Below are 20,428 nucleotides of genomic sequence, written 5' to 3' on the forward strand. Positions count from 1 at the left end.
ATACAATTTACAACTGGTTTACAAACAATTTGAGGTTGGAGATTGCTAATTTTAAGAATATATGAATTATGCACGGATAGCCATAAACCTGCTTTTCTGCGAGAATCCTTGAAATCGATCTCTATTGCTTGTTCCGACTTTGGCAGTCTACGAACAGACGATAATTTGCAAAAATTATCTGCGTTTGGCGATCGAGAACGTTCTGCTAAGATTGCTTACCTGGTCTCAAAATAATAGATTTCTTGCCTCAGTCCTTTTAATCAAATTTTGGGACGTTGCTCCCAGCAACGTCCTAACTATTTTTGCAAGAAGTCTAATAACTAATCAAGTGGTGAAAACTACTTCATGCAATGTCTTTTGGTACTCGTTATTCCCTAAGTCGAGCATTTCTCCAAAAATGGGAGAGAACGGGCGGTTTGAATCCATCGCTGTATACTCTTCTAGCGATTGCCAATGTCCAAAATTGATGCAACGCCATCCATCCAAACTGCGGTGAGCATGGGTTGAAATCAGTCCCGCTTGTCCTGACACCATCTCAAGTGCCTGTCGAAATAACTCAATAAACCGAGGCTGATTTTCGGGCTGCTTCATCTTGAAAATTCCGAAGTTGATAAGTCCATCCATGCTCGGCGAGAGATGCAATTCGCTATCTTTAGGTTCTGCGGCAAAGATTTCAAACAAGTGAACATCTGGAAGTGCAAAATCTGTGAAGGGTTGAGTAGCCGCATAAGATTCTCGATCCGCCCATTGAACATAGCTTGTAACTCGCAATCCATCACGGCTACGGAGAAGTGAGCCAGAAGCAAATCCTTCCTTGTGTTTGAGAACAGAATCGATATTTTGAATTACGTATTCTACTAAACTTGCTTGGCTCTCAGGTTCTACAGGAAATATGGCGAACTCAGCTAGTAAGCCATTAACTTGCTTAACAATCGGCATTTGAAACCTCCGAGTAGACGACATGATAGAGATGAAACTCGTTTCGCGCTAATCCTTCCCAATAGGGTTTGTCTGGATTAAATCCTGCTTGCTTCAAAATTGCTTCAAACGCCTCTTGACTCTCCCACTGTCCGTAATTGAACATCCGGGTGCCGTCTAAACTGCGATGAAACGTTGCCGATATAAGTCCTGGTGAATTATTGATTGCTCGATCGAGTTCCGTCGTCGTTAGCTTCACCATTTCTGGTTGATTCGATGGCATCATCCGAAACTCCGCCAGATGGGTAATGCGCTCTCCTACAACAATCTCAACTTCTGCCGATATCGATTTACTTGCCGACACCTCTAACTGCACTGAGTCGGGCGGAAAAAACTCACTCAACACCACCGGAGGCTGCAAACTGCGCCGATCGAACTTGGGTTGCCATTGACTGTAAGTGAAGACGCGAACCCCATCTAAGCTTTGATGCACGCTAGCCGACACAAAGTCGGAATTTGACTTCCAGGATTTGATTTGTTCTTCGATCGCATTGACTAATCCCGATTGATGTCTCTGAGCAACCGGATACAAATCTAGCCAAACGATCGCGGTATTCGACCGATCGATCTGAACCATAAATAATCCTCAATGTGTTTCGGTTTGCACATTCTGACTTAATGTTAAACACCAATCCACAATCTGGCAACTACTACTGACGCGATCGAGCGAAGCCGCATAATGTTCTAGCCCACTGGATGCGGATAGCATTTGCATCTCAACGATAACTTATACCATTTTTATAAAATTGTGCAACAGCCTTCGACCCCCCTAGCCCCCCCCCCTTGTAAAGGGGGGGGGACAAGAATACTGTTATTTCGTTTAAAACTGGTATTATACTGCTGCATAAATTTAATAAAAATTGCTATCAAAGTTCCCTGGACTATTTACAAAAGACTATCCATTAAATTCATCACTTCGATCGCTTCATCTGACAAAGATAGAGATGATTCTTGATTGAGGTGATGCTCCAAAACTCCTTTTAGCGCAATCAATTTCATGCTATTTTCTGCTAAAGTTTCTGCAATAGCTGGCGCTGCGGGTAAATAGCCGATCGCCCCCAAGTCCATTAATGCCGATCGCCTCAACTGCAAATTATCCCCATTCAAAGCAGTTACCAACCGATCTCCGTAAATGCGATCGCCAGTCAACTGATACATCGCCCGCGCCGCAGCGTACTGCACCCGCTCCACAGAATGCTCTAAAAAAGGTGAAATTAGCGGTATTGCCTCTGTCGCGTACAGCGTACCCAAAGCTTCAATTACCGAGTCGTAAGGCTGCACGAGGTGCGATTTTCCAGGCACTCGCAGGGCTACAGCTACGCCTCCATCTAAGAGTTTCATCAGCGGTGGAATAGAATCGCGATCGCCCAGCATTTCTAAAGCTTGAGCCGCCGCTTCCCGCACGTAATAATCAGCGCATTCCAAACAGTGAATCAGGGCAGGTAAGGCTTGTTTATCGCCCAATTTTCCCAGAGCTCGTGCCGCATTTCGCAGTAGGGAATAGTCGCCAATTTTTGTCTGTTCTGATTCTTCTTGCAAGGCGGCAATCAAAGCTGCAATCGCTGCCGGTTCCTTGACTCGAAATCTGCCCACCCACCAAGCAGCGTAATATCGGAGACTGTAGTCTTGGGAGTGCAAATTTGCGATCGCCTGTTCTATTGTTAAAGACTCGCCCTCAGCTACACCCGCTGGTGGTGAGTCGGATTCGTCATAATTCACAGTCATAATTCATAGTTATTACAAAACTCGGCGATTGAAATCGCTGCTAGACAAACAAAACCCGCCTGCGCGGGTTGGGAAACTTGGCAATTTCTATCGCCTTTTCAAGGAGACTATTAATTATCATCCTCGGATTATTCCAACGATGATTTTGCGATCGCACATAACCGGACAATCATAAAAAATTGATTTCTGCATCTAGTCGGATTCCATTAGCTATTAGACCTTAGCCAATGGCCATTAATCTCTAGTAAATTCACTAATGACTAACGACCGATGACTACTGTTCGCGAGCGGGGACGCTCGCACTAATAACTAATCGCTAACGACTAAATTGGAGTAATGCTGGCGATTTTCCCGCCCAAGCGTTGAAATTTCTGCATTTGCGAGGACAAATCCTCGCCAGGTACGATAAACGCCTTGCTGCTGTGGCGCACCCTGGGATAGCCACCCGTGCGAATGCCCGACACTTCAACGCGGAAAAGCCGCCCTTCTTTACCGTAAGCTGCCGCGCCACCGAAACCGCTGCTGGGAGTTACGTTTTGTGTCGAAGACCGGTATGCCCAACCTTCGTTACCACCAGAAGGCCCAACTACAGCCGTAGCACTGTTAGTACCGAGTTCGACAGCTAGACGGGAGTTATTGCCTTCTAGCTGAGAGGTATCGCTGTTGGCATAGCCGCGATATAACCGGAACATCCGGGTAAAACCAACGGTTTTTTGACCTGTCTGGGTGTTAAAGCCCCGGTAGTAAGGGACGATATTGTCGCCGAAGTTTTCTTGATACTCTATTGAATCGATGTAAGAATCAATATCAGCATCGTAACCTTCTGTTTGGTACAAATCTAAGTGATAAATTACTTCAGATTCGTCGTAGGGAGCGCGACCGAGCAAGTGTTTGTAGTTTAGTTCGATCGTCCGAGTTTGGAAGCTGCTGTACAAAAACTTGGTTTTGTACAGTTCCGATTTTGCCACTGCCCGCACAAATTCTCGCACCGTTAAACTGCCGTCTCGCAGGAGAGATTCAGCACTTGTCAGGCGCTCGGATTTCATCAAATAGTCGTTGCCCAGCACCTGACGGTAAACTGCACGAATCACAGTTTCAATGTCTTCTTTGGTGTAGTTCGGGCGCAATTCTACCTTGGGTGCATCGCTCAATGCGGATGTTCCCAGTCTGGACGCTGCTGTGGAAATAGCCACCAGATTTTCTCCTAAATTAATAACAAAAATTTAAAGCTTGGTTGAACTTGAGATTTTTAGGACTAAGACCAAGATGTGTTAAATTAAGGTGCACTCGCGGTGCAGCTTGTCTGTACACATCAATTAATCCTAATTTGCTAAAGACGTTTCAAAAAAACATCTTTACAAACTTTAAGCTGTGGTAATAGTTACCACTTTGCCAGCACGTTTGTTGATTTGCTGGAAGCGGGTCGAAAGTCGATCGTAAGACACGAGATATTCGGTAGTTTTTCACCGCACTTGGGGTAAAAACTTAGCCACCGAACCTTGCATTCAAAAAAAATTTTCCGATAAGTTTCGGACTCATGAACTCCCGCACAAAATCTTTAACTGAAATCTGCCCTTCCAGCAGCAAAGATTTGACACTGGTAACTCGTTCGCTCGACATTAAATACTCGTTACCGAAAACTTGGCAAGCGACGTGAATTACTGCTTTCGCATTGTCTTGCGTCCAGTGAGGGAGCAGTTCTACTCGTCTCGCTTTTTCAAATGCTTTTATTCCTAACTTTTCTGCTTTTTATGCTTGAAAAAATGAAAAGTTCTGAAAAAAATATTTGGAAAACTCGGCTCAGATCGCAGATGCCCGGAATCGTAAACAACAGTTAACACTAAAGCTAACAGCAGCTTACATTTCCGGGCATCACGCAAATCTAGCTTAGAGCGTTGATTGCGTAGTCGATGTAGGAATTAGCTTCAGTTGCAGCATCGCCACTCAAACCGTGGTTGGATTTGATGTACTTGAGAGCTTCAACATACCAGCTAGGAGACAATTCAAATGTCCGGTTGATTTCGTCAATACCTGCAATCAGGTACTCATCCATTGGACCTGTGCCGCCTGCAACTAAGCAGTAGGTTACCATCCGCAGGTAGTAGCCGATGTCGCGGGAGCACTTAGCTTTACCGGTTGAGGTAGAAGCGTAGTTTGGCCCTTGCATTTGTTGGGTGTACGGGAACTTGTTGTACACAGCTTGAGCTGCACCGTCGATCAAGCGCGCAGAGTTGGCGCTCAAAGACTTGGCTGCTTCCAAACCTGCTGCTGCTTGGCGGAAACGACCGAAGGCTACTTGCAATTCGGTGCTGCTCAGGAAGCGGCCTTGAGAATCGGCGGCGGTTACTGCTTCAGTCAAAGGGGTTTTCATTGTTCTGGTGTCTCCCTAATGTTTTGTTTTGTTTGTACCAAAATGATTGCTTGCAAATAATGCGATCGCTCGCTTCTTTACAGGAAGAAATGTTTGCGCTTGCTATTTTTAGCCGACTGCATTAGCTGCGCGGTCGAAGTAGCTGCCGATTTCGGACATCAGCGAGCTGCAATCACCACGGGTTATGCCGTTGGGGTCGTTAGCGATCGCGATCGCTGCTTCTTTCATTTTTTGTACGCCGGTTGCAACGGATGCACCTGGAGTTCCCAGAGCTTGGTATGTTTCGCGCAGACCGTTCAAGCAACGATCGTCCAAAACGCTGGCGTCACCTGCGAAGGTTGCGTAGGTTACGTAGCGCAAAATGATTTCCATGTCGCGCAAGCAAGCTGCCATGCGGCGGCTGGTGTATGCGTTGCCACCGGGGGCGATCAACTGAGGCTGTTCAGCAAACAAAGAGCGAGCTGCATTAGCGACGATTGCGGATGCGTTACCGGTGATCCGGTTTACTGCGTCAATCCGCTTGTTGGCGTCAGAAACCATGCTGCTGAGAGCATCTAGTTGGCCAGTAGCCAAAAATTCGCCACGAGCGTCTGCTTGGGAAACCACTTTTGTAAATGCGTCAAACATGAACGAACTCTCCTACTTTGAGTTAATTGAGTTTGGTTGCGGTATAAAACCGTTAAGTTAAATTTGTTCAGGCTGTTGGGCCTGCAAGGGTTGAAGGTTGACGCCAGCTACTGCGCTGGCCGGCTCGATCTCTCCCTTTCCGCTACCTTCACTATTGTGACATTGCAACGGACATTTAAGAAACCTTAGAAAATTTTACATCTTTTATGAGATGCGACAAACCTTGTTAATCAGTGTTTTTGTTAACTTTCGCCTGTCGTTTCAACCCTCTGATAACCTTTATACAATGCTGGTTCCTCTTTGTTTATTACAAATTATTACGGAAACTTATCTCTTTTAGAAGGTAAATCGATGTGGGGCAAGTGGTGGCAAATCTAATCCTTGGGATAGATGCCAGATTGCAGCGGTAAACTGCCGATCGAGAGATTGTCTGTGATGTTCGAGGGCCCGATGGCGATAAAATTCGAGGCAATTCGAGGTAATTCGAGGATCAAAGCAGAATGACAAAGGATTTGATGGGTTTTTGCTAGAAATTGAAAGATAGAATGTAAATACAGTAAAAATTAATTCTAGAGTTTGCTTCGATCGCCCTTTTCGCTACCAGAAAGAATTGGTTGAAAGCCCGCCCGCCGGAGCGGGAGAAATTAAAATCAGACTATTCATTACTCCAATCCTCGGACTTATAGGTAGAGGTCGCTCTCCCATGGTCAACTGTCAACTTTCAACTGTCAACTGTCAACTGTTGAACGTGTCCCGCCCCAAATTCTCCCGCAGACCGATCGCCCCTATTGCCTTTCTCTGGGCAAAACCAAATAATTAAGAAAAGTTAACAAGATTTAAGTTTTGCTAAAATAAGCTAGGGGGAATAGGGAAAAAAAGCAAAAATTATGCCCGATGCAGGATGTTGGCAGAATTTGGTGTTGCTAGAATTCAACAGATTGGCAGGGCCCTGGGCACAACCTCAGCTTTTGAACGAAATATCAGCATTTAAAGACAGAACTCAGCCGTTGGGTATTGGGTAAAAGCTGGAGAAATTGCTAATTTTTAGTTGTAAGGTGGATAAGTGCTGTCAGCGGTAGGTCTACAAACGGCGCGAGAGAGCCACCAGACGCAGTGAAGTTGACAGCTTCCTGGTCTCTCGGCATCGAACCGGGGCCAAATACGAGTCTCAAGTTCAGCAGTTTTTTATTCAGAACTCAAAACTAAAAACTCTTTTGCTGCCATCAGCCACATTCATCGGCTGTAACTTGTCCGGCCGCAGTCCCCTAATTTCCCCATGCTCGATCGTAATTTATGTCTTCAAATTCTCCATCTTCTTGGCACACCGTAGCAATTGATAAAACCCTCCAGCAGCTAAGCAGTAACAAAGACGCGGGCTTGAGCAGCCAAGAGGTGTCCGAACGCTTGCAGCAATACGGCCCCAACGAACTCGAAGAAACAGGAGGCCGCAGTGCTTGGTCGATTTTTGTCGATCAGTTCACCAACATCATGTTGTTGATGCTGATAGGTGTGGCGGTGGTTTCTGCATTCTTAGATATCAGGTCAAATACTTTTCCGAAAGATGCGATCGCCATTTTTGCGATCGTCATACTCAACGGCATTCTCGGCTATTTCCAAGAGCAAAGTGCCGAAAAAGCCCTCGCAGCCCTCAAAAACCTCTCTTCCCCCCTAGTCCGAGTCCTGCGGGACGGCAAAACCTCGGAAATCGCAGCCAAGGAACTCGTACCCGGAGACGTGATGCTGTTGGAGGCTGGGGTAAAAATAGCAGCAGACGGACGCTTGATCGAAGCTTCCAACCTGCAAGTCAGAGAATCTGCTTTGACTGGAGAAGCGATCGCAGCTACCAAGCAAGCCGATCTCGAACTTCCCGAAGATGCTTCGTTGGGCGATCGACTCAATCTAATTTTTCAGGGTACAGAAGTTGTCCAGGGACGGGCCAAGGCGATCGTCACCAACACCGGAATGCAAACGGAATTGGGCAAAATTGCCGCCATGCTTCAGTCAGTAGAAACCGAACCAACTCCCCTACAACAGCGGATGAGCCAGTTGGGAAATGTTCTCGTCTCCGGCGCCCTAGGCTTAGTGGCAATTGTCGTCATCGGCGGCATGATTACCTTCAAAAACGGCAGCATTGGGTTGGATACCAGCAGATTTGAACAACTGTTAGAAGTTTCTCTCAGCATGGCAGTTGCTGTCGTTCCCGAAGGACTTGCCGCCGTCGTCACAGTTACTTTGGCACTCGGAACTAGGCGGATGGTGAAGCGAAACGCTCTAATTCGCAAATTGCCTGCCGTAGAAACTTTGGGTTCGGTAACAACCATTTGTTCCGACAAAACAGGTACTCTGACTCAAAATAAAATGGTAGTCCAGCTAGTCTCTACAGGCGACTGTACTATCAGTGTTGGAGGCGACGGCTATGCCCCGATCGGAGATTTTACCGATCGGCATACATCAGCCCAAATTAATAATTTAGAAGAATATCCAGAACTCGAATCCTTATTAATTGCTTGTGCAGTTTGCAACGACGCAGTATTGCAGCACGAACAGCAAGAATGGAAGATTTTGGGCGATCCTACGGAAGGAGCTCTGCTATCTTTAGCGGGAAAAGCAGGCATTTATAGGGAAAAACAGTCTCAATTGCTGCCGCGCACGGCGGAATTTCCTTTTTCTTCCGAACGCAAGCGGATGAGCGTAATTTGCGAAGTACCCGGACATTCGGGACATTCGGGCTTTCCCCCAGAAAAAGGACAGCAGCAGAATTATTTGATGCTGACAAAAGGTTCTCCCGAGTTGACTTTGGAGCGCTGTCAAGGAATTATAGTCGGCGATCGAGTACAACCTTTAAACCAGGAAATTCGCGATCGCATCCTCGCCGAAAACAACAACATGGCAAGCGGGGGTTTGCGAGTCCTCGGGTTTGCATACAAAATCTGGGAAAACTTGCCGCCCGAAGGTTCCGAAGAAACCAGCGAACAAGAGATGATTTGGCTGGGACTCGTCAGTATGCTGGACGCCCCGCGCCCGGAAGTACGGGAAGCAGTGGCGAAGTGCCGCGATGCAGGGATTCGGGTGGTGATGATTACCGGAGATCACCAGTTGACGGCAAAAGCCATCGCCTACGATTTAGGTATTGCGACAGAGGGCGATCGAGTTCTCACCGGTCAAGAATTAGAAAAGCTCAGTCAAGAACAACTAAAACAACAAGTCGAAGACGTTAGCATTTACGCCCGCGTCTCCCCCGAACACAAATTGCGGATTGTCCAAGCTTTGCAAAGTTTAGGCAAATTTGTCGCCATGACAGGCGACGGAGTTAACGACGCGCCCGCCTTGAAACAAGCCGATATCGGCATTGCCATGGGGATTACCGGCACCGATGTCAGCAAAGAAGCTAGCGATATGGTGCTTCTCGACGACAACTTCGCAACTATTGTCGCCGCCGCCGAAGAAGGACGAGTCGTTTATACCAACATTCGCCGCTTTATTAAGTACATTTTGGGCAGCAACATCGGCGAAGTTTTGACAATTGCCGCTGCACCTTTAATGGGTTTGGGAGGAGTACCGCTGACGCCCCTCCAAATTTTGTGGATGAACTTAGTCACAGATGGCGTTCCGGCTTTAGCCTTGGCCGTGGAACCTGCCGAACCAAACGTGATGAGAAAACCTCCTTTCAGTCCGCGCGAAAGTATTTTTGCCCGGGGTTTAGGTTCTTACATGATTCGGATCGGGATTATCTTTGCAATTTTGACGATCGCGATGATGTCCTGGGCTTACGGATATACTCACACTCCCGGACACGGCGATCCAGATGCTTGGAAAACCATGGTATTTACTACTCTGTGTTTAGCGCAAATGGGTCATGCGATCGCCATTCGATCTAACACTCAGCTAACGATCGAGTTAAATCCCTTCACTAACATTTTTGTTTGGGGAGCTGTGATTGTGACTACGGCTTTGCAATTAATGTTGATTTACGTTCCACCGCTGAGAGCATTTTTTGGTACTCACTATTTGACACCCTTTGAATTGATGATTTGCTTCGGATTCAGCGCCCTAATGTTTGTTTGGATTGAAATGGAAAAACTGTTCGTGCGCTTATACAAAGCTAGAAAATAGTAGCATATGTCCATACTTGGTTCGTAGTGAGGACTTCAGTCCGCATAAAATCAGAGGACTGAAGTCCTCACTACAAACATCTCTTGTTGGTTCGTAGTGAGGACTTCAGTCCGCATAAAATCAGGGGACTGAAGTCCTCACTACAAACATCTCTTGTTGGTTCGTAGTGAGGACTTCAGTCCGCATAAAATCAGGGGACTGAAGTCCTCACTACAAACATCTCCTTGTTGGTTCGTAGTGAGGACTTCAGTCCGCATAAAATCAGGGGACTGAAGTCCTCACTACAAACATCTCCTTGTTGGTTCGTAGTGAGGACTTCAGTCCGCATAAAATCAGGGGACTGAAGTCCTCACTACAAACATCTCCTTGTTGGTTCGTAGTGAGGACTTCAGTCCGCATAAAATCAGAGGACTGAAGTCCTCACTACAAACATCTCCTTGTTGGTTCGTAGTGAGGACTTCAGTCCGCATAAAATCAGAGGACTGAAGTCCTCACTACAAACATCTAATTACTAATTCCCAATATTATGTATTTGAAAACACTGCACTTACGGCAGTTTCGGAACTACTTGGATCAAACAGTAGCATTTGACGCTCCCAAAACCATATTAGTAGGAAATAACGCCCAAGGAAAATCCAACCTGCTAGAAGCGGTAGAGTTGCTTTCCACCTTAAAAAGCCACAGAGTATCGCGCGATCGCGACTTAATCCTCGAATCAAAGCCGATCGCCCAAATAGATGCTACACTCGAACGTCAAACCGGAGCGATCGACCTAGCCTTAACTCTGCGCTCCGGGGCGCGCCGCACCCTGAAGCTCAACGGCGAACCCCTGCGCCGCCATTTAGACTTCTTGAGCGTCATCAATGTAGTACAATTTTCCTGTTTGGATTTAGACTTAGTACGCGGCGGGCCCGAAGGAAGGCGCAACTGGATCGATCGGCTAGTCATCCAACTAGAGCCGATTTACGCTCACATTTTGCACCAGTACAACCAAATTTTGCGCCAGCGAAACGCTCTGTTAAAACGTTCTAGAGAAACCAGAAAAACAGAATTTTCCCAAAGTTTGGACAAAATGCGATTTATCGGATCAGAAACTTCCGAAGACCAAAATATCGCAGAATCCCCAATGCCCAATGCCCAATGCCCAATGCCCGATTCTCAATCCCCCATTCCCAGTTCAGAATTAGCCTTGTGGGACGCACAGTTGGCGACAGCAGGTGCTCGGGTAATCCGCAGGCGCGATCGTATTTTGGAGCGTTTGATGCCTTTAGCGCGCAATTGGCACGGTTCAATTAGCGGTTCTACAGAAGTTTTAGATGTCAAATACGATGCTAATATTGAAGTAGGCCCAGAATTAATCGCTAAAGACAATCTTGAAGGAGTACGGCAAGCATTTTTAGAGAAAATTCAAAAAAGGGCGATCGCAGAACAATTTCAAGGAACCACCTTAGTCGGCCCGCACCGCGACGACATTACATTTACAATTAACAACACCCCAGCGCGTCAGTACGCATCCCAAGGTCAGCAGCGAACTCTCGTACTAGCATTAAAATTAGCCGAATTGCAGCTTATTGAAGAAGTCGTCGGTGAAGCACCTTTACTATTGCTCGACGACGTACTTGCAGAACTCGATCTGAGCCGCCAAAATCAACTTTTAGAAACAATTCAAGAACGATTTCAAACTCTGATTACAACGACTCATCTAGGTGCTTTTGACAGCCAGTGGCTGCGCCAAACTCAAATTCTATCCGTCGTTTCCGGACAAATCAATCAATTTTAGATTTGAGATTTGAGATTGATAAATCATATTATGTCTGCTCACTTATCCCTAATAAAAATAGTTTGAACGTTCGGACTTTAGTCCGCATCCGTCAGAGGACTAAAGTCCTCACTACAAACCAATTTGATTGTGGTCGTTCGAGCGGATATGATATCAATCTATGTGAGATTGACAAATTTTACTTTTCATGGTATTCATGCAAAAATCTTGAAAAGTTGACATAATTAGGTCAATTCGAGATAGGATAAAGGTTAATTTTGATTGCCGCTTTCGCCTCCATTTTTCTAAGCCTTATGAAGCATTACATTTCCCGTCTGTTAGCTCTGGTATTAGTTGTTGTCATCGGCGTAGCAGGCTGTACCAATGTTCCTGCCAGTCTGAGCGGAGACTACAGCAAAGATACATTAGCATTAGTCACCAGCTTGAGAACAGCGCTTACTTTGCCAGAAGGCACGCCGGAAAAAGCAGCCGCTCAAGCCACTGCTCGCACAAGTATCAATGATTTTTTCGCAGCATACCGCCGCGATCCCGCTCTTACCAAGCTGGCATCTTTCACCACAATGCGGACGGCATTAAACTCTTTGGCTGGACATTACAGTTCCTATCCAAACCGTCCCGTGCCTGAAAAGTTGAAAAAACGTCTTGAGTCGGAATTTCAGCAAGTAGAAGCTGCTCTCAATAGAGGAGCTTAATCTCAAAAATTAGGGATAAAAAATAATTTGAATAATTCATCTTTTATCCTTAATTTTTGATAAGCAACATTTTTTAGTAGAAATATCAGTTGCTTTTAGCGCCGGCTGTACCCAGGCGCTTTTTTTGCAGGATTTTGCTGTAGGGTTCGCCGCCATTGACGTTTGCATTGTGCGATCGACTTGTGCCATAACTAGGTCAGTCGATTTTAGATTTTAGATTGACTCCACAGATTAATCTGGGAAATTTAACTTGGATCTAAAATTAGGGATCTGCACAACTCGATGGGGGCTTGCACCCGTTGTTGGACGGGGTTAACCTAAAAAAAGTAGAAAATTTGTAGCTGTGCGTCTGCGCGATCGCCAAAAATGCGATCGCCACCCAATTTCAACTAAAAAACCAGATTCAATTATCCCGTCAGGAACTCAGAGGCTCAAGCCACGCTCGCTTGTAAGAAATTGCAAGCTGTTCTGACCAGACCCCTTGAAAAAGGAGACGTCCCCCACCGGTCACGACACCGGCGAATGCGACGCCAGTTTTGGGCTCTGTCATCTGCGATTAAACAGTTTTAAAGTCACGCTTTACAGTGTCGCAGGTCTAACAAGCCTTTATAACGCTCTTTTGTCACTCCAGAAAAATAAAAATTGCAGCCAACTGATGAAACTTATACTCAATGGGCAATCTGGCGATCGCAAACTGATAGGAACCCATACCTCAAGCTCAAAAGGGGAAAGTCTCTCGGTGTAAAAGTTCCAGGTTTTTATATGACGAGAGTGACGAAAGAGCGATAACCAGGTCTGAACGAACATTACCCCGTAAGGGAGGCTCCAAAAGAGCAAACATTATGCGTACAGGGTTGCAAGGTTTGAGGCGGTAACTGTCCTGCTGAAAGTACATTACAAAAGTACACCAAGTCGAGCAACTCCAAGGCGGTAATGGATAAAGAAAGATTCAAGGCGGTTGAAACCGCTCTTGGAGTTTCCCTCTCAGGACTAAAGTCTCTGAGTTTCCCACTTACCGAGCTATTTTATGAAAATTGCACCAACTCGCATCGCCAACTTTCAATCCCAGCGACGCTGTTTAAGTGCGGTAACTGCTGTTTTAACCAGTAGCTTCATCAGCCAGCTTGTTTTGCCATTTATCGAAAATCAACCAGCTTTTGCCGAAACATCAGCCTATTGCCAATTATCCAAAGAGCAAGTCAATCAAAAAGAAGACTTGCGCCGCGCCGCCCTGTCAGGAAAACCAGAATCCCAGCAAGCATATTTTGCCGTTTTGAGCAAACACGCGCGGGAAATCGCACAATGCCGCCAAAAAACTTGGCCCGAAACCCAAGCAGTTTGGCTGCGTTTGTATCCCTGCGATGTCAGACCCGGAGAGATCGATCGCGTATTAGATAAGGTTGTCAACAAAGGCTACAATCAAGTCTATGTCGAAGTGTTTTATGACGGTCAAGTCTTGCTCCCAGCCGCAGAAAATCCGACTGCTTGGCCTTCGGTATTGCGAAATCGCGGCTACGAAAAGTATGATTTGCTAGAAAAGGCGATCGCCAAAGGCAAACAGCGAGGATTAAAAGTATACGCCTGGTTATTTACCATGAACTTTGGCTATACCTACGCTCAGCGTTCCGACAGACAGCAAACCCTCGCCCTCAACGGCAAAAATCAAACAAGTTTAACAGTAATTCAAGACGCGGGTTTAGACGACCAAACCGGAGAAAGTCACGCCACCCACGCCTTTGTCGATCCCTACAATCCGCAAGCAAAGCAAGACTATTCTTTGTTAGTCAATCAAATAGTCAAGCGCAGGCCGCAAGGAATGTTATTCGACTACATTCGCTATGTCCGGGGCGTCGGATCTGCTTCAGTTGCTACCAAAGTTCAAGACTTGTGGATTTACGGCCAAGCATCGCAGCAAATGCTTTTGCAGCGAGCGAACAATCAGCAAGGACGAGACTTAATTCAGCGATATTTGACTAAAGGATTTATCAATACTAATGACGTTCAAGCCGTAGTCAAACAGTATCCAACCGAGCAAGAACCTCTTTGGCAGGGGCGAATTCCGCGAGCCATCCCAGTAGCAACTCCAGCTTCTAGAAGGGGAAATGCCACATCAAAAGCAGCTTCAATAACTCCCGCTACAAAATCGCCCAACCCTGCAAATCCCACACCAAAACCGACACCAAAACCGCCGCTTCCCGATACCGGCGTTCTGCAAAAAGACCTCTGGCAACTGAGTATTGGTCATGCAGTCCAAGGAATTTTAGATTTTTTTGGAATGGCAACTCAACCTGCTCAAAGGATGGGGATTCCTGTAGGAGCAGTATTTTTTCCTAATGGAAATCAAAAGATCAATCAAGGGGGATTTGATTCGAGATTGCAGCCTTGGGACAGGTTTCCGGCTTCCGTAGAATTCCACGCGATGTCTTACGGCAATTGTGGGGATGTAAGCTGCATTGTGCCGCAGGTGGAGCGGACGCTCAGTTTAGCACCTCCGGGAGCAAAAATCATTCCTGCGATCGCCGGAGATTGGGGAAAATCTCTGAAAAATCGTCCGTCTTTGGAGATTCAAATGCGGGCAATTCGTGCTGCAACGCCGCAAATTAATGCGGTGAGTCATTTTTCTTTTGGCTGGCAAGAACCGGAGGATGAAAGGGCGCGGCAAACTTGCAGACTGTAGTGTAATTATTTGTAGAGACGCAATTCGTAGCGTCTCTATAAGAGGCTATTTGTGCGATAATATTTGAAAATGTTCCTTTCTGTTAGGAGCGGATCGTCATCTAAGTTTTATTAGGACAATACCGGATTGTAATAAAAATCAACACAAAGGAGTATTTCCTATGGTAAGTCAGCCACAACCATATCAGCAAGTATCCAACCAAGATTCGATTGATGACTTAAATTTCAGTCAAGAAGAAGATAATGGCGACGAACCTTATGAAAAAGATAAACTGATCTATGACCCTGATGAAATTAATATTTTTACCAAAGAACCAACCATCGAGCAACTTCTAAGAAGAATCAATGAGGAAGCTCTTGACTTAGCACCCGACTTTCAGCGCCATGCAAACATTTGGAAAGATGACGCTAAAAGCAGACTGATTGAGTCGATCCTGATTCGGATTCCATTACCAGCTTTTTATATAGATGCAACTGATGAAGATAAATGGTTAGTTGTGGATGGATTGCAAAGGCTATCTGCTCTCAAGCAATTTATGAGCGATAAAACACTGAAGTTATGCGGACTAGAATACCTGCTCAATTTAGAGGACAAAACTTACGATGAAATAGAACGCAGATACCAGCGAAGAATTGAAGAGACTCAGGTGACAGTTTATTTGATCGGAAAAGGTACGCCTCCTTCAGTTAAACATAATATTTTTAAACGTATTAATACAGGGGGATTACCAATGACTCCTCAAGAACTTCGCCATGCTCTCAATCCCGGTAAGGCAACAAAGTTTTTGGCTAAACTTGCTACATCTCGTGAATTCCAACAAGTTACTAATCTGAGTAAGTTGCGTAAAATGCGGATGGACGATCGGGAATTTATACTCGGTTTTTTAGCCTTTACGCTTACATCTTATCAAAATTATAAAGACAATAACAGAAATGTGTTTTTAAGTAGAGCCTTATTTAATATAAATAATTTACCAGAAGAACAATTAAAAGTAATTGAAAAAAACTTTAAAAAAGCCATGATTGCAGCATTAGAAATTTTTGGGAAAAGCGCTTTTCGTAAAATATCTCAAAACCAAATAAAAATGTATCCAATTAATAAAGCATTATTTGAATGTTGGTCAGTTAATCTCAGTCAACTGAGCGATGAACAAATTAACATATTGAAGCATAAAAAGCATAATTTAATTAAAATTTTTATTTATTATGTAGATGAAGATCGAGATTTTCTGACATCTATATCTCAGGCTGCTGATAAAATTGAGTACAGATTTAGAATAATTGAACAAATAATTAACGAGGTATTGGCATGATTAATTCACTACGTTTACTTAATTTCAAACCTTTTGCAAATCAACTATTGAAATTCAAAAATTTGACTTTGCTTGCTGGTCTAAATAGCACTGGAAAGTCTTCCGTATTGCAATCGCTATTGCTGCTGAGACAATCTTATCAACAGGGTTTATTGCCAGAAAAAGGATTGGCACTTAATGGCGATCTTGTGAATATTGGCACTGCTCAAGATGCACTGTTTGAGGGAGCAAAAGAGGAATTAATTGGTTTTGACATTGTTTGGGAAAACAACAGCGAGGGCATATGGCGCTTCAAATATGATAAAGAGGTAGATGTGTTGAATATTAATTCCAAACAAGTTAGCGCAGAAGTATATCAATCAAATCTTTTCGGCAATAATTTTCATTATCTTCAGGCAGAACGGATCGGGCCTCGGCCATTTAATGAAATGTCAGATCATCAAGTGAGACACCTCGATCAACTTGGGATTAAAGGTGAATATACCGCACATTTTCTTTCACTTAAAGGAGGTAAACTTATTCCTAATAGCAGTCTCAGTCATCCCAATGTAAAATCAAAGATTGAACCAGGCGAAGTTCAAGTAAAATCAATGGAATTGATAGACCAAGTGGAGGCGTGGATGGGAGAAATCAGTCCAGGTACCCGCCTTAAAATTGAGACTAAATATGATGTTGATTTGATGAGTGTTCAATATTCCTATGGAGATAGCAATCCTTACCGTGCAACTAATGTGGGATTTGGAATTAGCTACACTTTACCAATTATTGTAGCGGCACTTGCATCAACACCTGGTACAATCATTTTAATTGAAAACCCTGAAGCTCATCTGCATCCCAAAGGACAAGTTAAAATGGGTCAATTATTAGCTTTAGCAGCTAGCGGTGGAGTTCAAGTTGTGATAGAAACTCACAGCGATCATGTTTTAAATGGGATTCGTCTTGCGGTTCACGGGGGTAAACTTGACCCGAAAGATGTTCAGTTGCATTACTTCCAGCGTCAAAATAAAGAAGGACAAGCTGTGACTGATGTAGTATCTCCTAAAATCGATCGCAACGGACGAATCGATCGCTGGCCGGATGGTTTTTTTGATGAGTGGGACAATAGCTTGGAGATTTTGTTGGAACCTGCGGTGCAAGGAGAGTAAGTAATGGATTTGGAGATGGTGTTTAATGAACTATCTGCGCGAAATCTTGCTCCTGATATTTCTACAGCACAACAATGGATGTCAGAATTGATTAGTACGATGCGTGAAGCTAAACGCTGCGGACTCAAGGGAATCCGCACTCAAGCAGATTTTCATGCTATGGTTCTTGCAGAAAACTACCCTCTTTCTCGTTGGCGCAACGATTCTCAAGTTAATAGAGAAGAGCGGACTTTTCTGAGAACTCTGGCAACTAAAACTCCTTTATCCGTTGATATTCCCGATCTAGAGATAAAAATAAAAGTTGAAGATCCAGATTGTGAGTTAAGTTTACAAGGTAGCCAAGCAGAAGGCTTTAAAGTTGCTCACTATCTTGAAACATTGGCAATTAGTCTGAATTCAGATTCGCTGTGGAATGGTAGCCGCATCAAGTTAGAATTGATACAAATTGATGAAAACAGGGAGCTGATAGAAGAAAGTGTAGAGATTCTTCATGCTAGTCAGAAAAACCACGTTCTAGAACACGCTGATTGGATTAAAAAGCGTCAGCAAACAGGAGTTGCTGATGGTTTGGAGCTTTGGAACCGTCGAGCCGAGTTATTCTCCAGCCTGGAATTTTGCGCTCGCGTCAACCCACAGATACAAAGCGTTGTCGATCCAACTATGTTACGACAAGTTCTCAGAAAGTTATTTGAACTTGATGAATTATCAAAAAATTGGACAGACGGATCGCTCGATTTAGATAATCTTCCTAGCAAGGTATCTCCAGAAAGTGAGTCAAGACTTAAGCAGTTTAGAGAGCAACTAAATATTAAATGTCTTGACGGAACAAAGCGTATTTTCAGTTTGCACGTCCGCATGACACCGGGAGCTTGGCGACTTCATTTCTGCACAGAATTAGGGCCGGGAAAGATAATTATTGGGTATATTGGCCCCAAAATACAATAATTTTAAGATGCGTCAAACTTTTAGCTGAAGGTTTTGGCGTGGCGTAAATCGCTGTTTTTCAACAAAAATTAATTTAGCCAACTCTCAAGCTGGTAAAGCTGTAAGCGATAATTACATTGTTAACAGCAAATAGTACAGTGCATGACTCCGAAATTCTCAATTAAAACGTTTATACTTGTCGCAGCGATCGCCCTAATTTTCCTCTCTCCCGATCGCGTAAAAACTGCGAATTCCAATTCGATCGCCCAAATCCCCCCTTTTGGCAATCCCCCGCCAAACCTTCTGAAACCACCCAAACCCCAAATACTTCCTTCTCCCGCCGCAACTCCGTCTCCGAAACCTGTCGTAGAACCTTTAGTATTCGCACCACCGGCACAATTTCGCAACCAAATTGTTTATAAAGCAAGTATCAGCGACTCAAAAGTCATCGCCCTGACTTTTGACGATGGCCCAACTGCGGAAACTTTGAAAATATTAAAAATATTGCAGAAACATAACGCGGTAGCTACGTTTTTCTGCTTGGGTGCAAATTTGCGAGAAAATCCAGAAATTGCCAAACAAGTAGTAAAGGCCGGAAATGCGATCGGAAATCATACTTGGCATCACTTTTATCACAATGTTACCGAGAAAACAGCCGCCGATGAAATTGATAATACTGCGGTTCATATTTATCGATCGACTGGGGCGAAAAGTTTGTTGTTTCGTCCTCCCGGTGGGCGCTTAAATAACGGTTTTGCGGATTACGCCAAAAAGAAAAATTATGTGGTGGTGATGTGGTCGATCGATCCTAAGGACTTTTCGCAACCTCCGGCATCTGCGATCGTCAGTACGGTGCTATCCCAAGCGATATCGGGGGCGATCGTATTGTTGCATGACGGCGGTGGCGATCGCCAGCAAACAGTCGAGGCCGTATCTGTAATCATTCCCAAACTCAAACAGCAAGGATACCGTTTTGTAACAGTGCCGCAATTACTAGAAATCCAAGCTGCACAAAAACAGGAAAAGGGCGATCGTAAATCCCCATAAACAGACATCCTATTTCATCTGCGTACCCTTCGGGAAGGCTTCGCCTACATCCGCGTTAATCTGCCTTTATCTGCGGTTCAAAATCCCGATCGTGCTAAACTTATGAATAACATAAAAACTTTTATCAATCCTCATGCAAAAACTACAAGCAAGAGATATTAACCTCCGCTATTTAATTGATAACTTCGGTTTGCAGCGAGTTCGGAATCAAGAATTTTTCCGAGAATGGCAAGAAAACTTGCCGGAAGTAGCTGACTTTGAGAAACAATTACTCGATCGCGTCCAAGACATATACTTTAACTTAGTAGACACCCCGCCTGTGTTGGAGAATGCAGTCAAGCTAACAATCATCAGCCCGATTTTGTTTATTGCCGGTCTCTTTGAGTCTCCTTTTCAAGTAAAAGCCGAAAAATCCATCGCAATTCAAGAAGAAGACGAAGGCAGAATCATCGAAGGTAGAATAGATATCCTGATTATGAAAGCAAACTTGTGGGTGACAGTAATTGAATCTAAACAACTTTCGTTTTCAACTGACGAAGCACTTTCCCAACTCCTGACATATATGCTGGCAGATCCGAATCCAGAAACTCCTACTTTTGGGATGATTTCCACAGGTGCTAACTTCAGTTTTGTCAAATTAGTCAGAGGCGAAACTTTGCAGTATGCCCGATCGCCTGAATTTGTTGTTTCCAATCCCGGCAATGAATTGTACCGCGTTTTGCAGATTTTAAAACGCCTGAGTCAATTGCCAGACTAACCCTAAAAATTATTTTGAGTTATCTTATCATTTGAAAATGACAAGATCTCAGATAGTATCCGAAAAAAAACAATTAAATTGGTTTGTAGTGAGGACTTTAGTCCTCATCAAAGAGAGGACTAAAGTCCTCACTACAAACGGTTTTTATGATGGTAATGGCTCTTCTGGCTTTTTGGTGAAAAGTGTATAATGAGATACTACTAATTGATTTCTACCGTATGGATCTTCATCTTGACAGACTGCTTAATCTACCCGATGTTACTGTTGAAAGTTGCATCCA

At 44.5% G+C, this 20,428-nt stretch carries 17 protein-coding genes; 9 read left to right on the forward strand and 8 right to left on the reverse strand.

Annotated features, from left to right (window positions below):
* Positions 1–324 precede the first annotated feature (324 nt).
* The 8 genes from QZ938_RS18695 to QZ938_RS18725 all read right to left on the reverse strand — a co-directional run bounded on the left by QZ938_RS18695 (position 325) and on the right by QZ938_RS18725 (position 5,701).
* Positions 325–939 (reverse strand): antibiotic biosynthesis monooxygenase, encoded by a 615-nt coding sequence (locus QZ938_RS18695; protein WP_293352722.1) that lies wholly within the window; start codon positions 937–939, stop codon positions 325–327.
* Positions 926–1,555: an antibiotic biosynthesis monooxygenase gene (locus tag QZ938_RS18700; RefSeq protein WP_293352724.1), complete on the reverse strand. Its 630-nt coding sequence runs from the start codon at positions 1,553–1,555 to the stop codon at positions 926–928. The genes QZ938_RS18695 and QZ938_RS18700 overlap by 14 nt, the downstream gene beginning before the upstream one ends.
* Positions 1,556–1,863: 308 nt before the next feature.
* Entirely contained in the window at positions 1,864–2,703 is an 840-nt protein-coding gene (locus tag QZ938_RS18705; protein ID WP_293352726.1) for a HEAT repeat domain-containing protein, read from the reverse strand.
* 323 nt (positions 2,704–3,026) lie between these two features.
* A complete protein-coding gene (locus tag QZ938_RS18710; RefSeq protein ID WP_293144658.1) occupies positions 3,027–3,896 on the reverse strand; it encodes a phycobilisome linker polypeptide in 870 nt (289 codons plus the stop codon).
* A 171-nt stretch (positions 3,897–4,067) separates the two neighbouring features.
* The gene (locus tag QZ938_RS33100) at positions 4,068–4,148 is read right to left on the reverse strand and encodes a phycobilisome linker polypeptide (protein WP_293363315.1); all 81 of its coding nucleotides are present in this window, start codon (positions 4,146–4,148) and stop codon (positions 4,068–4,070) included.
* Positions 4,149–4,188: 40 nt separating this feature from the next.
* The gene (locus QZ938_RS18715; protein WP_293352728.1) at positions 4,189–4,323 is read right to left on the reverse strand and encodes a hypothetical protein; all 135 of its coding nucleotides are present in this window, start codon (positions 4,321–4,323) and stop codon (positions 4,189–4,191) included.
* Positions 4,324–4,585: 262 nt separating this feature from the next.
* A complete protein-coding gene (gene cpcA / locus QZ938_RS18720; RefSeq protein ID WP_293144655.1) occupies positions 4,586–5,074 on the reverse strand; it encodes a phycocyanin subunit alpha in 489 nt (162 codons plus the stop codon).
* Positions 5,075–5,182: 108 nt separating this feature from the next.
* On the reverse strand, positions 5,183–5,701 hold the full coding sequence (locus tag QZ938_RS18725; RefSeq protein ID WP_293144652.1) for a phycocyanin subunit beta: 519 nt from the start codon (positions 5,699–5,701) through the stop codon (positions 5,183–5,185).
* Between the two features lie 1,293 nt (positions 5,702–6,994).
* On the opposite strand from QZ938_RS18725, the gene QZ938_RS18730 reads away from it, so the two are divergent.
* The 9 genes from QZ938_RS18730 (at position 6,995) to QZ938_RS18770 (ending at position 20,148) form a co-directional block, all read left to right on the forward strand.
* The gene (locus QZ938_RS18730) at positions 6,995–9,814 is read left to right on the forward strand and encodes a cation-transporting P-type ATPase (RefSeq protein WP_293352730.1); all 2,820 of its coding nucleotides are present in this window, start codon (positions 6,995–6,997) and stop codon (positions 9,812–9,814) included.
* A 526-nt stretch (positions 9,815–10,340) separates the two neighbouring features.
* Positions 10,341–11,594 (forward strand): DNA replication/repair protein RecF, encoded by a 1,254-nt coding sequence (locus QZ938_RS18735; RefSeq protein ID WP_293144643.1) that lies wholly within the window; start codon positions 10,341–10,343, stop codon positions 11,592–11,594.
* Positions 11,595–11,887: 293 nt separating this feature from the next.
* Positions 11,888–12,286 (forward strand): photosystem II protein Psb27, encoded by a 399-nt coding sequence (gene psb27, locus QZ938_RS18740; RefSeq protein ID WP_293144640.1) that lies wholly within the window; start codon positions 11,888–11,890, stop codon positions 12,284–12,286.
* A 1,027-nt stretch (positions 12,287–13,313) separates the two neighbouring features.
* Positions 13,314–14,963, forward strand: a complete 1,650-nt coding sequence (locus QZ938_RS18745) for a family 10 glycosylhydrolase (protein ID WP_293352732.1) — start codon at positions 13,314–13,316, stop codon at positions 14,961–14,963.
* Positions 14,964–15,123: 160 nt separating this feature from the next.
* On the forward strand, positions 15,124–16,275 hold the full coding sequence (locus QZ938_RS18750; RefSeq protein WP_293144634.1) for a DUF262 domain-containing protein: 1,152 nt from the start codon (positions 15,124–15,126) through the stop codon (positions 16,273–16,275).
* Positions 16,272–17,420 (forward strand): DUF3696 domain-containing protein, encoded by a 1,149-nt coding sequence (locus QZ938_RS18755; protein WP_293144631.1) that lies wholly within the window; start codon positions 16,272–16,274, stop codon positions 17,418–17,420. The genes QZ938_RS18750 and QZ938_RS18755 overlap by 4 nt, the downstream gene beginning before the upstream one ends.
* Before the next feature lie 3 nt (positions 17,421–17,423).
* A complete protein-coding gene (locus QZ938_RS18760; protein ID WP_293352734.1) occupies positions 17,424–18,365 on the forward strand; it encodes a hypothetical protein in 942 nt (313 codons plus the stop codon).
* A 141-nt stretch (positions 18,366–18,506) separates the two neighbouring features.
* Positions 18,507–19,391, forward strand: coding sequence for a polysaccharide deacetylase family protein (locus QZ938_RS18765; RefSeq protein WP_293352736.1), 885 nt, complete (start codon positions 18,507–18,509; stop codon positions 19,389–19,391).
* Between the two features lie 133 nt (positions 19,392–19,524).
* Positions 19,525–20,148 carry a restriction endonuclease subunit R gene (locus tag QZ938_RS18770; protein ID WP_293144622.1) on the forward strand — a complete coding sequence of 208 codons (624 nt, stop codon included), beginning with the start codon at positions 19,525–19,527 and terminating at the stop codon, positions 20,146–20,148.
* The last annotated feature ends 280 nt before the right edge of the window (positions 20,149–20,428 follow it).

The organism is Microcoleus sp. CAWBG27 (assembly GCF_020883145.1).
Classification (GTDB): Bacteria; Cyanobacteriota; Cyanobacteriia; order Cyanobacteriales; family Microcoleaceae; genus Microcoleus.